Origin of the sequence: Enterococcus sp. S22(2020) (assembly GCF_020295385.1) — a bacterium.
In the GTDB taxonomy this organism is placed as follows: domain Bacteria; phylum Bacillota; class Bacilli; order Lactobacillales; family Enterococcaceae; genus Enterococcus_L; species Enterococcus_L dunnyi.
Genome location: NZ_JACFUD010000007.1, coordinates 34,479 through 50,836, shown reverse-complemented (window position 1 = coordinate 50,836; position 16,358 = coordinate 34,479). Strand labels below are relative to the sequence as shown.

The following is a 16,358-nucleotide window of genomic DNA, read 5'->3' as shown; positions in this document are numbered from 1 at the left end:
AAAAGAAGTAGAGTTCCGAAGATCATTCGGCCTCTACTTCTATTTTTGTTTTGAAATATTTCCAGTGCTTGTAACTCACGATATATTCGGCTACACTGCCATCTGCTAAGTAAGAATGTTTGACCTGTTTGACAGCCGGTTCACGGAAACTCAAATGCAATAAATTCAGCAGCTCCGCATCATCAGGAAAGACGATTTCGTTTGTTTCGACTGAAGCGAGTGAAAATAGATCTACAGCGAAGTCCTTCCTCACCCGTTCATAGACACTGGCATAAGCACTCAAATCTTTAGCGATCGGTTCTTTCATTAATTTTTTAGGTAAATGAGTAATGTGTACTAAAAAAGGATCATCACCGAAATAGCGTACACGCTTGATCTTATAGTATGAAGCATTTGCTGCTAAACCTAATTCTTTCAAGATTTCGGGTTGATTTTCTTCTTCTACTGAAATGACGTTGACTTTTTCAGAATCTATAGAATGTAGTTCGATATCTGAAAATTTAACATTCTGAGAGACTTTAGCTTTTGAAACGAAAGTCCCTTTTCCTTGGATGCGGTATAGATAGCCGGCACTAGTCAATTCATTCAGGGCTTTGACCGCAGTGATCGAGCTGACAGAATAGATTCGTTTGATATCCGCTTCAGAATAAAATTTATCACCGGGGATAAATGTATGATTTTTGATTTCATGTAAAAGATCTTGCTTGATCTGTTCATATTTTGGGAGCATGCTTGCTGACCTCCGTTTATATCGTCTAATGTATCAAGCATAACATGTTAATTCGTTTTTAGCAATTGCTTCATAGATGCATATGTTAATAAAAAACAACAATAAGTTGCTTTAAAAATAAAATTCAATATATTAAGATATTAGGTTTACGGATGACTTTCCATGTGTTATAGTATGTTTATAAGATACATAACATGTTAAGTAGGGCGACCTGCATTTTAGGAGGGAAATGAGTGGAAAATATTGTATTGATCAGTCATGGCGGCATGGCAGAAGGGGTCAAAGTCAGTCTGGAAATGATCGTCGGGAAGCAAGAGAACGTGCATACCGTTTCATTAAGACCAGATGGGGATAATCTCCAATTTGAAAAAGAGTTGAATGATAAAATGAAAGCCCTTAACGGATCGACGTTGATCATTGCAGACCTATTGGGGGGAACACCGTGTAATGTTGCAGTAAAAAATTATTTGAATGTCGAAGGTGTTGAGATCATTGCTGGCATGACTCTTTCAATCGTGATCGAAGCAGCTGTCAATCAAAAAGCAACGATCAAAGAGTTAGTATGTTTGTCTAGAGAAAATATTGTTGATGTGAAAGCTGGTATGAATCAGGCTGAAAAAGAAATCACCGAAGATAGTAAGGAAAAAGAATTGAGCAACTTTAGTCAATATGCTGGAAAGGAAAATATCGTCAATACACGTATCGATGAACGATTGATCCATGGTCAAGTTGCAGGGATCTGGTCAACAAGCTTAAGCACTCAACGTATCATTGTCGCAAATGATGAAGCAGCTTCCGATCCACTACAAAAATCTTCTTTAAGAATGGCAGCACCAACATCGATGCGTCTATCGGTTCTTCCAGTTAAAGCTGCAGCTGAAAATATTCGTGCAGGGAAATATGGAAAGCAGCGTCTATTCCTATTATTTAAAAATCCGAAAGATGTTTTACGCTTTATTGAAGCAGATGGTCCGATCAAAACTGTCAATGTTGGGAACATGAGTTATAAAGAAGGCGCACGTGAAGTGACGAAGAGCATTCAAGTTTTACCAGAAGAAGAAACGATTTTTGAAACTATTGCTTCAAAAGGAGTAAATATAACCGCTCAACTCGTGCCGAATGATCCATCGATCGATTTTATGAAGAAATTACGAGGGTAAATTTTAAGGAAGAATTGAACTGATGTTGAACATTTATTTATCTAGCTGCACAGGCTAGCTTTTCGGGGAAAAGACAAAAATAGAGCGAGCCAAAAAGCTTCTTTAAGATGATTTCCTAAATTGTTCAGGAACTTATCGTTTCGCTACACTTTTAAAATTAGGAGGAATTTTCATGCATTTAGCAGCGTATCAAATTATTCTTATTACCGTTTATGCTTTTATTGCAATCAATGATTCACTTATTTCAAATACGTTGACACAGCCGGCGATTGCCGGAATGATTTCCGGGATGATCATGGGCGATCTAAAAACTGGTTTGATGGTCGGAGGAACGCTTCAATTGATGCGTTTAGGAATCGCCGCATTCGGCGGGGCTTCTGTTCCGGATTATTTTACAGGCGCCGTGTTAGGGACAGCCTTTGCAGTGATTTCCGGTAAAGGTGCTGAATATGGTATAGGTTTAGCGGTGCCAGTATCACTATTGATGCTTCAATTAGACGTTGTCGCTCGTTTCTGTAATGTGTTTCTTTTACATCGAGTGGACAAAGCTATCGACAATATGCAGGTCAAACGGATTCCGCGTTTAGTGTTATCTGGTTCATTTTTATGGGGACTATCTCGTGCGATTCCCATTTTACTGATGTTATTAGCCGGCGATGCAGTTGTGACAACGATCACTGAAAATATGCCGGAATGGTTGATGACAGGTTTGAAAACAGCTGGAGGTGTTCTTCCAGTCGTCGGTGTCGGTATCCTACTGCGTTATCTGCCAACCAAGCAATATATTCCTTATTTACTACTAGGCTTCTTTTTAGCTGCATATCTGCAAGTACCAATGTTAGGTGTATCTATCGTAGGGATGGTCGCTGCGATGTTAGTCTTTAAGCGCGATGGTGAAAAAGGAACAGCAGTAGCTTCTGGTACGAGTGATTTTGAAGGAGGATATGATGGCGATGAGTAATCAAAAACTGACAAAAAAAGAATTGAATGCAATCAGCTGGCGTTATATTTTAGCGAGTCAATTAAACTGGAACTATGAGCGGATGATGAGCTCAGGGTACCTATACGGGATCTTACCTGTATTGAAAAAATTCTACGGACACGATGAAACGCAATTACAAGATATGATGCGCACCCACAACCAATTTTTCAATACGAATGCTATTTTTGGGAATTTGATCATGGGAATCGATGTGGCGATCGAAGAACAAGATGGACATAAAGCCAAAGAAACGATCGTAGCGCTAAAAACAGCCTTGATGGGCTCGCTTGCCGGCGTGGGGGATTCATTATTCCATGTTATTTGGGGAACGATTTTTGGTTCGGTAGCAGGAACACTCGCTCAAAATGGTTCGGTGGTCGGCTGTGTGATTTGGATCATCGCAAACATTGCTCTTTTATTCGGTCGTGCGGCATTATTGCCGCTTGGTTATAAACAAGGGGTCAAATTAGTCACAACATTGAAAGATAAATTATCCGCTTTTACCAATGCTGCAACAGTTTTAGGGGTGACGGTGATTGGTGCCTTGATCCCATCTGTGATCAAAGCGACCGTTCCATTCGTTTATAAAAAAGATGGCGTAGAATTAGTGATCCAAGATACATTGGATGCGATTTTACCTTCGTTGGTGCCGATTTTGCTAGTACTTTTGACGTACTGGATGTTAGGACAAAAGAAATTAAATTCTACTCGAGTGATCTGGATCATTTTGATCTTATCGATCGCATTGAGCGCACTAGGGATCTTAGGCTAAGAAATTGATTGAAACAGGTGAGAAAATGAAACGCGTAGAGATTCTATCACGTTTAGAAAAAACAGGAGTTGTTGCAGTGGTCCGCGGAGCGACAAAAGAAGAAGCCGTCAAAGCAAGTCATGCCATCGTAGCAGGTGGTCTAACCGGTATTGAATTGACTTTTACAGTTCCTCAGGCGGATGAAGCGCTCAAAGAATTAACGAGCTATTATCAAAATCGTTCTGAAATCGTGATCGGTGCAGGAACCGTCTTAGATGCAGTTACCGCCCGTTTAGCGATCATGGCAGGAGCGGAGTATATCGTCAGTCCAAGCTTCGATCGGGAAACGGCAGAATTATGTAATTTATACCAAGTTCCTTATTTACCTGGATGCATGACGATCACAGAAGTACAGGAAGCATTGAAAAGTGGCGCAGATATCGTCAAATTATTTCCTGGAAGTGCATATGGTCCAAGTATCATTTCTGCATTCAAAGCACCGATGCCTCAAGTCAGTCTTATGCCGACAGGCGGTGTGAGCTTGGCAAATATGGCTGATTGGTTTAAAGCTGGAGCCGTTACAGTTGGTGTGGGCGGCGACTTGCTTGCACCAGCAAGCTCAGGTGATTTTGACCAAGTGACAGCAATGGCGAAGCAATATGCTGCAAAATTAAAAGAAATTAAGGGATGATCAGATGGGAAAAGTCGTTACCTTAGGAGAGATCATGCTGCGTTTTTCGACGCAATCAGGGCACCGCTTGACTCAAAGTGAACAGCTGCAGGCACACTATGGCGGAGCGGAAGCGAATGTTGGGATCTCTTTGGCAAATTTGGGCCATGAGGTCGTATTTGCCAGTAAAGTACCTGACAACGTTTTAGGAGAGGCCGTCCGCAAACACCTGCAACGTTACCGAGTAACTACAGATTTCTTATTGACTGGCGGTCATCGGCTTGGTACGTACTATCTGGAAACGGGAATCGGTGAGCGGGCAGCCGCGGTCATTTATGATCGGGCTGGTTCAAGCTTTGCTGAAATGGACACACTTGAGTGGGACATGTCTGAATTGTTTCATGAGGTAGATCTCTTCCATCTTTCAGGGATCACTCCGGCATTGTCTCCCAAATGGCAGACACTTACGTTGGATTTGGTGAAGCAGGCAAGAAAAGCTGGGTGTAAAATCAGTTTTGATGTGAACTATCGCGGGAAATTATGGAGTCAAGCACAGGCTGGGCATTTTCTGAGACAGGTTTTACCTTATGTCGATTATTGTTCAGCTGGAATCTTAGATGCTGTTCATTTACTGGGAATCACCGCAACTCCAACAGCGGATGAAAACAGTACTGCCTTTTATTATCAATGTATGAAACAAGCATTTCCAAACATCGAGGTGTTTTATTCTACAAAACGGACAGTACATTCAGCAAGCGTGAATGATCTGACGGGGACCTTATGGATAGATGGTCAGTATTATGAATCTGAGCTTCATGAACTCGATCCGATCATCGATCGGGTTGGCGGGGGCGATGCTTTTTCCGGCGGTGTCTTACATGGCCTGCTGGAAAAGATGGAACCACAGGCGATCATTGATTTCGCCACAGCGGCAGCTGCCTTAAAGCATACGGTTCATGGGGACTGCAATCAATTTACTCAAGCAGAAGTCGAGCAGTTTTTAGCTGCCGGTTCAGGAAAAATAAATCGTTAAAGGGAGTCATGACATGCAACAAATGGAAAATAGATATACACATAGTCCGGAGGATATCCGTCACTATTCAACAGAAGAATTACGTAGAGAATTTTTAGTAGAGAAGGTCTTTGCGCCAGGAGAAATCAGCTTGACTTATACACACAATGACCGCATGATCTTTGGCGGAGTGACACCGACAGAAGAGCCTTTGGAAATTGTTTTGACAAAAGAATTAGGTGTAGATTATTTCTTAGAACGTAGAGAGTTAGGTGTGATCAATATCGGCGGTCCTGGATCGATCACGATCGACGGACAAACAGAGTCAATGAAAAAACAAGATGGTTATTATATTGGGAAAGAAACGAAAGAAGTTATTTTCCGATCAGATGATCCGAAAAATCCAGCGAAGTTTTACGTAAATAGTGTTCCGGCGCATCATAAATACCCAAATGTAAAAATCAGTATCGATCAAATCAAACCGATGGAAACAGGTGAGTCGCTGTCGTTGAATAAACGCAGAATTTATCAATATATTCATCCAAACGTATGTGAAAGCTGTCAACTACAAATGGGCTACACGGTCTTAGAACCAGGCAGCTCTTGGAATACGATGCCTTGTCATACCCATGAACGCCGGATGGAAGCGTATCTGTATTTTGACTACGCAACTGAAGATACACGCGTCTTCCATATGATGGGCAAACCAGATGAAACCAAGCATTTAGTCGTAGACAATGAACAAGCGATCATTTCACCAAGCTGGTCGATCCATTCAGGCGTCGGCACAGGAGATTATACATTTATTTGGTCGATGTGCGGTGAGAATATTACTTATACAGACATGGACATGGTTCCAATGGATCAATTAAAATAGAAAAGAGGCAATCAGATGACATTCACGATGGAACAATTTCAACTAAATGGAAAAGTTGCTCTAGTGACAGGTGCAGTGCATGGCATCGGCTTTGAAATCGCTAAATCATTAGCTGCAGCCGGAGCAACCATTGTGTTCAATAATTTATCGCAAGAGTCTGTGGATCAGGCGATGAAACTTTATCAAGAAGCTGGGATCGAAGCGAAAGGGTATGCTTGTGATGTGACCGATGAAGCAGCTGTTCAAAAAACAGTGCAGAAAATCAAAGAAGAAGTTGGTTCGATCGATATATTGGTCAATAATGCCGGGATCATCAAACGGATTCCGATGATCGATATGTCTGCAGAAGAATTCAGACAAGTCGTTGATGTCGATTTGAATGCACCGTTTATTATGGCCAAAGCAGTTATTCCTGATATGATCGAAAAAGGCGGGGGTAAGATCATCAATATTTGTTCAATGATGAGTGAGCTTGGCCGTGAAACGGTTAGTGCCTATGCTGCGGCTAAGGGCGGATTGAAAATGCTGACGAAAAATATTGCGTCCGAATACGGGCAATACAACATCCAGTGTAACGGGATCGGTCCAGGCTATATTGCAACACCGCAAACGGCCCCACTGAGAGAAACACAGGAAAATGGGGAACGTCATCCTTTTGATCAGTTTATCGTTGGCCGAACTCCAGCAGCGCGTTGGGGTACGCCGGAAGACCTTGCTGGCCCAGCTGTATTCCTAGCATCTAGTGCTTCTGATTTTGTAAATGGCCATATTTTATACGTGGATGGCGGTATTTTAGCCTATATCGGAAAGCAGCCATAAATAAAAATGAGTATTAGAGTGTAGAGACAGTTTGTTCTTCACTCTTTTTCTCCTGGAAAAAATGAAAACGCTTGCTTTTTATCGATAAATTATTTTATTGTAAGGAATAATGGGTTGTTTGGTTATAATAAAGCAGACGTAATGTTTGCTAAGGAGGGTATAAAGTAATGAAAACAGGTAAGAAAGTTTTGTTTGCAGTTGGGTGCTCATTTGCTATTTTTAGTGGGCTCTATGGTTTTTCTAAGATTGGTTTGGCAGAGGAAGGAGCAAATGTAATTCAGGCGGAACCGCCGGCATACACATCAGATTTTCCTAATCAATTAGGAACATGGCAGGATATGGTAGGTAAAGCGGACAAAAGTAACAACAGTAGTGGATTAATGATTTCAAATACAAAGCAAGGCACCAGCTTAGAGTCCGTTTCACTAAACTTGAGTGCTGGTAAGCAAACGTCTGGGGATCTTGAGTATACCTTTTTATATGAAGGGCAGGCGAACTTCGGACTCGTATTTCGCGGAGATACGCAGAATTCAAGTAAATGGCAGTCATTTGCCTATAATCGTGACGGACAATGGCAGCTAGGTCAACCAGGCGGAAAATGGATCGCTAATATTCCCGGACCTAAACTGAGTACTGGTCAACAATATAAGCTGATGCTTCGTTATGAAGGGAAAAGTATAAAAGCTTTTTTAAATGATCAGCTCTTCTATGAGAATAATGACGTCGTTTATCCAAATGGGTCTGCTATTGACGGTGACTGGGAAGGATATCCGGGGATTCGGATGTTCGGGAATTTATCAAAATTGACGGTTCTATCTATGCGAAGCGGCAAAGTAGGTAGTATTCCCGTAGTCGATCGTTCTGCCGAATATGCGCAGCTGAAAGAAAAATGGAGAAATCAGCTTGTCTCTGACCAGTATGATGAAACCAATCCGACGCTAGTCAAGTACGTTCAAACATTGTCTGAAGAGGCTGCTGAATTATATCAAACGATGAACAAATCAGCAGACCGCACGTATCTTTGGCCGTTGGAACAAGGAAATACAGCGTCAGCAGATCTAAGTACACAATTCATCAAACTGCAAAAGCTAGCGCTGGCATATGGCACAAAAGGCAGTCCGATGTACCAAGATAAGACAGTTGAAGCCGCGATCATCGATGGCTTGGATTTTATGGTCACTAAAAAGGGCTACGATGGGAAAAAATATCATGGCAATTGGTGGGATTGGCAAGTTGGTATTCCGCAAAAGTTTATCAGTACGTTGATGATTTTAGGGGATAATGTGCCAGAAGAAAAATTACAGCAATATACCGCTGCGATAAGCGGTTATGTACCAGATCCGTTCAAACAGCTGTACACTAAAACACAAGGAACATTTGTCGATCTGGCCTTTATTCCAAACTTCGTGACTTCTGGAGCGAATCGGACCGATCTGGCTCTAACTGTTTTAGGATTAGGGATCTTACAAAAAAATGAAGGCAAGATCACGCAAGCCTCCAGCAGTATCATTGATGTCTTTAAATTAGTTACAAAAGGGGACGGCTTTTATAAGGACGGCTCATTTATCCAGCATAGTAATATTCCATATACAGGCTCATATGGGAATGTTTTGATAAAAGGTGTCGGACAAATCTTAGCGATCACAAAAGAATCCAGCTTTGAAATGGCACCAGAAATCGTAAACGAGTTTGTTGAAAACGTCGACAGAGCATTTCTTCCATTGATCTATAAAGGCGAGATGCTGCCAACTGTCAATGGCCGCTCAATCTCAAGAGCACCAGCAAAAACTAAAGTCGGCTATGGCTCCACTACGATTTACAATTTATTGATCGTCTCTAAATTTGCCCCAACAGAGTATCAGAAGAAATTTCAGGAAGCGGCTAAATACTGGATCAAGGAAAATCCAGATTATTATTTAACAAATGCGAGAGATTTTAATGACCTGCAAATGACGATGACATTGTTGGACAATTCTGGGATTATTGGAGAGACATTACCATTTATTGGAACAAAAATGTATGCTTCGATGGATCGTTTTGTTCAAAGAACACCCGTCTACATGATGGGCTTGGGATTATACTCTAGTCGAATCTCTTCTTTTGAAGCTGGAAATAAAGAAAATAGACGCGGCTGGCATACGGCTGACGGGATGATGTATTTATATAACGATGATGAGGTTCAATTTAATTCTGCCTACTGGCCGACAGTCGACCCTTATCGTTTACCGGGAACAACAGTAGATACAGTAGCACTGGCAGATGAAGTCTCTGCTTTTACAACTGTGACATCGAAAGAAAAATGGGTCGGCGGCGTGGATTTTGAAGGTCTAGCAACAGTCGGAATGGCACTGAACAAGACTGGTACCAAAAATAATGGCACCCTCCTACCGATGAACCTTCAAGCTAAAAAATCTTGGTTTATCGTTGACGGACAAATCGTTGCGTTAGGTGCAGGAATCAAAGGTGATACGACTGCATCTATTGAAACGATCGTAGATAATCGTCTGTTGAATGATAATTACACGTACAAAGTAATTTCCAATAATAGTGCAATCAAACAAGCCAGCGAAGTAAGTAGTAAACAATGGCTCTTACTACAGTCGGACCATCAAAACGCCAGCATAGGCTATTATTTCCCGAAAGAAACAGCAGTCAATGTCATCAGTGAAACACGTACAGGTAGTTATGCACAAATCAATGAAGCATTTCCTAATAACGAGCAGTACACAGGGGATTATCGTAAATTTGTGATCGATCATGGGAAAAATCCCGTAGATGAAAGCTATGCCTACGTGACATTGCCGGGAATAGACGAAGCAGGTCTAAAAGCTTATGCAGCAGAAAAACCAGTAAATATTTTAGCAAATACTGCAGAAGTCCAAGCAGTAGAATTACCACAGGAAAATTATTTGGGTGTCAATATCTGGAAAGAAACAGGCAGCAGCATTGCCGGGATCACTTCAGATAAAGCAGTCTCACTGTTGAAAAAAACGTCTGGCAATCAACAAACCTATGTATTCTCAGATCCGACTCAAACATCCAAAACAATGACCTTGAAACTGCCTAAAAATTACAGCAAAATCGTAAGTCAAAGTGAAGGAATCATTTATGATGCAGCAACAGATACCTTTACTGTAACCTTTGAACAGATGGATGGCAGCAGCAAGCAAATCGTGGTTGAATAAATCATCGAAAATAAGTGAGGGCGTTCTGTCTCAACTCTTTAAACGCAGAGTGGACAGAGTGTTTTCACTTTATTTGGCCTTTCGTGCACTCATTTTAATAAAGAAACTACCACCTAAAGTAATCAATGCAAGAGTAAAAAATACCTTGTGCGGTTCAGTCATAGAGAAAGATTGTATCAAATAAGCGCCAATGATTGGACCGAATGTATTTCCAAGCTTCGGTATTTCAGCTAACCCAAAATAGAATCCCTTTTTTCCTTTTGGAGCAAGCTGATCAACTAGATAATCAAATCTGACACCTAAAAATAATTCTCCTAAACTATAGGATAAGGCTACCATAAAAAATACTAAAAGATCAGTTGCCCTAGGGAGTAAAAAAAGACTGCAGGCAAACATCATATTGCTAATGATTATTGTAGCAAAAGAAGAAATACGTTTAGTACATCTAATGATCGGCACTTGCAATAATAAGATCAAAGCGGCATTGATCATCAGCATAGCGCTATATAAAGAAGCTCCTGATGGAAACAAAGAACGCGTATTGAAAAATTGAGGAACAGTCGAATTGAATTGTGCATAGCCAAAATAAGAAAATGTCACTCCTAGCAACAGGAAAATATAGGCATAAATAGAAAAGGGATCGTTCTTTTGAGTCCTTTTACAATCGCTGATTTGCTGTTTAAAAGCTGGCGGTTCTTTTCGCATCGTAATGAATAGAAGAAGTCCATAAACAATGTAGCTTCCGCCAAGAACCAAATAAGAAAAAAGTGAAGAATCGTCAGTGAATAGTGAATGCAATAAAGGACCTAAAAAAGCACCGATATTAATTGAAGCATATCTGAAATTGTAGATAGATAAGCGCTCTTCAGGCAGGGAAAAAAGAGATAATGTTCGCTTAGCTGTTGGTTCGAAAATAACATAGCAAAAGCCATTTAAAGCATTGAGAAATAAAAATTGAGGAACCGTTGAAGCAAAGAAAAATCCAATAAAAATAGTCCCCCAGAAAATCGCCGTATAAATCAGGAGTGTCTGAAATTTGACTTTATCCGATAAATAACCTCCGATCGGGCTGCACAAAACACTTATCAAGGGGCTAATGCTAAGGATATAGCCGATTTCAACAGCTGAAAATTGACAGCTATTAGACAAATAGATTGCTAAAAAAGGGGTGCTCATAAAAAAAGTGATACGAGTGAATAGTGTTCCCAAAAGGATCGTTCGCACCTGAATCGTCATTTTTTTGATCATAAAGACCTCCGTATGATTTTTAAGTATGGTATCATAAGAAAAAATGAACCGGATTTTTTGTTGCGTATACGCACAAAAAGGAGAATAAGATGATTCAATATGGCAAAACACTCAAAATGATAAGAAAATCGCGCGGTTTTAGTCAGGCTGCTTTGTGTAAAGGGATCATGAGCCGTTCAAATTTATCGAGGTTTGAAAATCAGCTGTATGTCCCTAGCTTTGATAAGGTCTTGCAATTGCTTGAGCGATTGACCGTGACGTTAGATGAGTTTGTCTATATTGATCGCGGATTTTTACCTAGCAAATATGACTATTTTTATAAAAAATTGATCCAAGCTGAAAATTATAGACAGAAAGAAGAATTAACCGAAGTTGCGAAACAAATCGCTGAATACAAGGAAGAAAGCATCCAATTTTATGAATTGTTTTTACTCTCTCAGTTCGCATTGCTCGAAAATGATCTACCGGCAATCCTGACAAAAGAAGATATTTCCAACTATATGCGGCCGGTGCTATTTGAAATAGAAAATTGGCTGTTTTATGATTTTAGACGACTGAACAATTTTATTCAGCTTTTTGAACTAGACGAAGCCATTTTCTTGTATGACCGAGCAATTACTGAGTTTGGTAAGTATGAAGGATTTCCCAAAGAAAACAATATCAAGATCCATCTATCATTAAATCTGGGACAATTACTACTCGAGCAACAACAATTAGTAAAAGCAGAAACCTACTTCAATCACGCCAAACAATATGCCCGTCAACAAAACAAATTGTATCAAGAGTTGCTTAGTGATTTATTTATTGAGAAAATCATCCAGCAAAAGAAGCAACTATCACCAAAAGATCCACTTCCAACTATGCTGGCGTATATGAAACAAATAGGCTATGATGCTGTTGTTCATTCACTGATGACATATACCAAATAAAAAATCGAATTTTATTATTGACTTTCAATAATAAACGCAGTAAAATTTAAATGTAACATAAATAGTTACTTTTAAATTGGAGTGATAGACATGGCCATGTCGACAAAATTAAGTGTTGCGATCCATATTCTAAGCCTGATCGAAATTGGACCACCAGATCAAGTGAACTCTGAACTGATCGCATCAAGCGTAAATACGAATCCGGTAGTTGTCAGACGCTTGATGAGCAAGCTGAAAAAAGCTGGGCTGATCCACACAAGCAGAGGCGCAACACAAACCTATTTATTGAAGAAACCGGAAGATATTTCTCTTTATGACATTTATGAAGCGGTGGAATTAGAACATGAAGTATTCAATATCCATCAAAATCCAAACCCGAATTGTCTGGTAGGAGCGAATATTCAAGCAGCATTAGAAGAACAATACAGTAAAGTACAAGAACGTATGGAAAAAGAATTAAAAGAGATTCCGTTATCTGATGTCATCCATCAAATAAAGCAGTAAGAGACAAAAGGGTCTCTTCTCTTTTTACTATTAAATGTAACAAAAAAAGTTTCATTAAAAGAAAGGAAGAACAAACATGAAAGTAGCAATTTTAGGAGCAAACGGAAAAGCAGGTTCAGCCATTTTAGCAGAAGCGAAAAAAAGAGGGATAGAAGTAACTGCAATTGTTCGTGCTAAAGAAAAAATCACAGATGGAACGCCTGTGATCGAAAAAGATGTTTATCAATTAACAGCATCAGACATCAAGGAGTTTGATGTATTAGTCAGTGCATTAGGCTTTTGGGGTGACGTGAGTGAATTTACTGGCTCCACACAGCACTTGATCGACATTTTGAACGGTCTAAATACTCGTTTATTAGTCGTTGGCGGAGCTGGAAGCTTATACGTTGATCAAGCACATACGATGCGTCTAAGCGAAACACCAGACTTCCCAGAAGCATTTAAACCATTAGCTACAGCGATGGGCAAAGGACTGGATTTGTTAAAAGAAGCTAAAAATATTCATTGGACTTATATCAGCCCAGCTGCTGAGTTTGATGCAGAAGGACCGAAAACAGGAAAATATGTCGCTGCAGGTGAAGAACTAGAAACAGATGCCGCTGGTAAGAGCTATATTTCTTATGCAGATTATGCGATTGCGATGGTCGATGAAATTCAAAATAATGCACATCCCGAACAACGATTTAGCGTGCATCAATAAAATAGATCGAACGAGGATGAGACAAAAGTGCTTAATTCCAAAGCACCTGACTTTTTATCGCCGTTTATTAAGAACTAAAGGGACTGGGACATAACTCTGCGAGTTACGACCCAGTCCCTTTAAAAAACGAATAAATGGTGAAAACAGAAGTAATCCCTTCTTATTTTCTCAGAGTTGAACACTTCTGTTTCGACCTCTCTTTTTAATAACATTTAGAGCAAGGGGTTAAACCACGTGCTGTGGCATTTTCTAATGTATCAGGAGTGTATGTGCCATTCCCGCATTTTCGTGCATGGTATTTTTCTCCAGTTGGTGTAACTAAAACCATTTGTTGAACACCTTGAGTGTCTGGTGCAGGTGCTTCTGGTGTTTGCGCTGCTGCAGCTGCTTGTTGTGCTTCAGCAGCGGCTTGCTCCTCTGCTTTTTTCTGCGCTTCAGCAACTTTTTTTGCTTCTTCTTTTTGTGCATCCAGTGTTCGTTTAACTCCGCTAGCTCGATTACTTAGATCCTTATTCCCGCTAGGCAACTCGTTGATCCTAGCGATAGCCTGCTCATAATGTGCATCGGTCGGTTCTTGCTCAGCTTTTTCAACAGCAGTTCGTGCTGCCGCAATTAAGCTTTCAGCGCGCTCTTTTTCAGTGATTTTTTGTTGAACAGTCTCTAAACGTTTTAATAAAGAATCTTTATTTAATGTAGCTTTATCTACTAAGGCAGTGGCAGAATCAAGCTGTTCTTTGGTTTGTTTGGTTTCGGCAAGCTCAACAGCTGCATAAATAGGGACGTTTTCTTTAACGATCGCTAAGCGTTTTGTGAGATCCTCTCGTGTTAGAGAAGTGACTAATGTTGCTGCTTCATCATAGTTTTTTTGCGTTGGATTTTTCTCTGCTAAAACGAGAGCCGCTTCGGCTTGCTCTATCGTATCCTGTGCCTCTTTTTCTTTATTCAAAAATGCAACGAACTCTTTTGACGGCGTGACAGTGACAGCTTCTTCTGTTTCTTTATCTCCAAGCGTGGCTGTAAAGGTGATCTTTTGAGCTTCATCGCTCGTTAAGTTGACTTTGTAACTGAAAGAACCGTCTTTGGTAGCAATTTCTTCTCCATCTACACTAAGCTCGCTGTTTTTATTTGTTTTCCCTGTGACTGTAGCGATTCCTTTGTCATTTGTTTTAAGTGATGCTTCGTCAAATTCCAGAGTAGGTGAAGATGGTGTTAGAATGATTCCTACAATAAATAAAAGTAGACTAATACCAGTTAAAATCAATGGTTTTTGCTTTTGTTTTCGCTGAATGACTGCTTTGATCGATAAAACGCTTCCTATAATAATCCCCAAAATACCTACTAAAACAATAATTGCACTCATAGTTTCATTATTCCTCCTTTTTATGTATAAACAAATTGTATCATATTTTAAAATATAAGACAGGAATCATATCGCTATAAATAAAAAACAAAGACATTTAACGGCAATAAAAAAAAATCTTATGCTAAAATGAAAACAGAATGAATTGCGTATTTTAACAGAGAAGGGGAAAAAAATGAAAGCAGAGATCATTGCAGTTGGTACAGAGCTACTACTGGGACAAGTCGTGAATACGAATGCAACATTTTTATCAGAAGAATTAGCAGATTTAGGGATCGAAGTTTATTATCATACTGTCGTAGGTGATAATCCGGTACGATTAGATGAGTTGTTGACGCAGGCACAAGATCGGAGTGATTTAATTGTTTTATGCGGTGGATTAGGACCGACCGATGATGACTTGACGAAGGATACTGTTGCAGCTCACATCCACCACTCGTTGATTCAAGACGAGCAAGCATTGAGGCAGTTGAACGACTATTTTAGTTTTTCAAAAAATAAGATGACAGAGAATAATCTACGGCAAACCTTAATGATCGAAGGCGGCAGAGCGATTCAAAATCCAGCTGGCTTAGCTGTAGGAACGCTAGTGACAGAAAATGATACGACATATTTACTTTTACCGGGACCTCCGAATGAATTGAAGCCGATGTTTAAGAAAAACGCCCGTCCTCTATTAGAAGAACTTTTTCCGCAGAAGGAAGAGTTATTATCAAGGGTTCTTAGATTCTACGGTATCGGTGAATCTCAGCTAGTCACAGAATTGAAAGAGTTGATCGATCATCAAAGTAACCCGACGATTGCTCCATATGCTAAGCCGAATGAAGTGACTTTACGTTTGACAGCAAAAGTGGCGGATCATGGAGAAGGAGAACTGCTGCTGAATCAGCTTGAAGCTAAGATTTTATCGCAAGTAGGGGACTACTTTTACGGTTATGGGGATGAGAATAGCTTGGTAGAAGTAACAGTCGAACAGCTAAAAAAAGCTGGGAAAACTGTCTCCGCAGCTGAAAGTTTAACGGCTGGACTTTTTCAAAGTACGCTAGGAGATGTTCCGGGAGTCTCCGAAGTTTTTAAAGGGGGATTTGTGACCTATTCTGTGCAGACGAAAGAGGCTTTCTTAGGGATCGATCCGATGTTATTAGAGAAGGAAGGGGTAGTGAGTGAATTCTGTGCCATTGCGATGGCTGAGCAAGCACGAATATTAAGTGGAGCTGACTTTGCTGTTTCATTTACTGGAGTCGCAGGACCTGACGAATTGGAAGGACATCCAGCCGGAACCGTTTGGATTGGATTGGCGGAAAAGGGCAAACCAACGATTGCAGAGCTTCAGCATTTTACCAGAGACAGACGGTACATCCGTCGAAGTGCTGTAATGAAAGGTTTGGATATGATTCGTAGGGCTGTTGATAAGTAAAAACAAAAAAGGTG

15 protein-coding genes are annotated in these 16,358 nt (G+C 40.3%); 12 read left to right on the top strand and 3 right to left on the bottom strand.

Going from position 1 to position 16,358, the window contains the following annotated elements; translation table 11 throughout:
• Positions 1-22: 22 nt before the first annotated feature.
• Entirely contained in the window at positions 23-730 is a 708-nt protein-coding gene (locus tag H3T55_RS14245; RefSeq protein WP_225535293.1) for a GntR family transcriptional regulator, read from the bottom strand.
• Positions 731-996: 266 nt separating this feature from the next.
• Between H3T55_RS14245 and H3T55_RS14240 the strand changes: the two genes are divergently transcribed.
• From H3T55_RS14240 to H3T55_RS14205, 8 genes are all read left to right on the top strand, one after another.
• Complete coding sequence (locus H3T55_RS14240) at positions 997-1,890, top strand: PTS mannose/fructose/sorbose transporter subunit IIAB (RefSeq protein ID WP_412523586.1); 894 nt, start codon at positions 997-999, stop codon at positions 1,888-1,890.
• 172 nt (positions 1,891-2,062) lie between these two features.
• Entirely contained in the window at positions 2,063-2,851 is a 789-nt protein-coding gene (locus tag H3T55_RS14235) for a PTS mannose/fructose/sorbose/N-acetylgalactosamine transporter subunit IIC (RefSeq protein WP_087640526.1), read from the top strand.
• The gene (locus tag H3T55_RS14230) at positions 2,835-3,644 is read left to right on the top strand and encodes a PTS system mannose/fructose/sorbose family transporter subunit IID (RefSeq protein ID WP_225535296.1); all 810 of its coding nucleotides are present in this window, start codon (positions 2,835-2,837) and stop codon (positions 3,642-3,644) included. Before H3T55_RS14235 ends, H3T55_RS14230 begins: the two co-directional genes overlap by 17 nt.
• Positions 3,645-3,669: 25 nt before the next feature.
• A complete protein-coding gene (locus tag H3T55_RS14225) occupies positions 3,670-4,314 on the top strand; it encodes a bifunctional 4-hydroxy-2-oxoglutarate aldolase/2-dehydro-3-deoxy-phosphogluconate aldolase (RefSeq protein WP_225535298.1) in 645 nt (214 codons plus the stop codon).
• A gap of 4 nt (positions 4,315-4,318) precedes the next feature.
• Positions 4,319-5,326 (top strand): sugar kinase, encoded by a 1,008-nt coding sequence (locus H3T55_RS14220; RefSeq protein ID WP_225535299.1) that lies wholly within the window; start codon positions 4,319-4,321, stop codon positions 5,324-5,326.
• A gap of 13 nt (positions 5,327-5,339) precedes the next feature.
• A complete protein-coding gene (gene kduI / locus H3T55_RS14215; RefSeq protein WP_225535301.1) occupies positions 5,340-6,182 on the top strand; it encodes a 5-dehydro-4-deoxy-D-glucuronate isomerase in 843 nt (280 codons plus the stop codon).
• Positions 6,183-6,197: 15 nt separating this feature from the next.
• On the top strand, positions 6,198-7,001 hold the full coding sequence (locus tag H3T55_RS14210) for a gluconate 5-dehydrogenase (protein ID WP_225535303.1): 804 nt from the start codon (positions 6,198-6,200) through the stop codon (positions 6,999-7,001).
• 167 nt (positions 7,002-7,168) lie between these two features.
• A complete protein-coding gene (locus tag H3T55_RS14205) occupies positions 7,169-10,186 on the top strand; it encodes a polysaccharide lyase 8 family protein (RefSeq protein ID WP_225535305.1) in 3,018 nt (1,005 codons plus the stop codon).
• A gap of 69 nt (positions 10,187-10,255) precedes the next feature.
• On the opposite strand, the gene H3T55_RS14200 is transcribed toward H3T55_RS14205, so the two are convergent.
• Positions 10,256-11,434, bottom strand: a complete 1,179-nt coding sequence (locus H3T55_RS14200; protein ID WP_225535307.1) for an MFS transporter — start codon at positions 11,432-11,434, stop codon at positions 10,256-10,258.
• A gap of 89 nt (positions 11,435-11,523) precedes the next feature.
• Here H3T55_RS14200 and H3T55_RS14195 point away from each other — a divergent pair, with 89 nt between their 5' ends.
• The 3 genes from H3T55_RS14195 (at position 11,524) to H3T55_RS14185 (ending at position 13,567) form a co-directional block, all read left to right on the top strand.
• Positions 11,524-12,363, top strand: a complete 840-nt coding sequence (locus tag H3T55_RS14195; protein WP_225535309.1) for a helix-turn-helix domain-containing protein — start codon at positions 11,524-11,526, stop codon at positions 12,361-12,363.
• Positions 12,364-12,453: 90 nt separating this feature from the next.
• Positions 12,454-12,867 carry an Rrf2 family transcriptional regulator gene (locus tag H3T55_RS14190; protein WP_225535311.1) on the top strand — a complete coding sequence of 138 codons (414 nt, stop codon included), beginning with the start codon at positions 12,454-12,456 and terminating at the stop codon, positions 12,865-12,867.
• 76 nt (positions 12,868-12,943) lie between these two features.
• On the top strand, positions 12,944-13,567 hold the full coding sequence (locus H3T55_RS14185; RefSeq protein ID WP_225535313.1) for an NAD(P)-dependent oxidoreductase: 624 nt from the start codon (positions 12,944-12,946) through the stop codon (positions 13,565-13,567).
• 202 nt (positions 13,568-13,769) lie between these two features.
• Here H3T55_RS14185 and H3T55_RS14180 read toward each other — a convergent pair whose 3' ends face one another.
• Positions 13,770-14,927, bottom strand: a complete 1,158-nt coding sequence (locus H3T55_RS14180) for a hypothetical protein (protein ID WP_225535315.1) — start codon at positions 14,925-14,927, stop codon at positions 13,770-13,772.
• 175 nt (positions 14,928-15,102) lie between these two features.
• Here H3T55_RS14180 and H3T55_RS14175 point away from each other — a divergent pair, with 175 nt between their 5' ends.
• On the top strand, positions 15,103-16,344 hold the full coding sequence (locus H3T55_RS14175) for a competence/damage-inducible protein A (RefSeq protein ID WP_225535316.1): 1,242 nt from the start codon (positions 15,103-15,105) through the stop codon (positions 16,342-16,344).
• Positions 16,345-16,358: the final 14 nt, after the last annotated feature.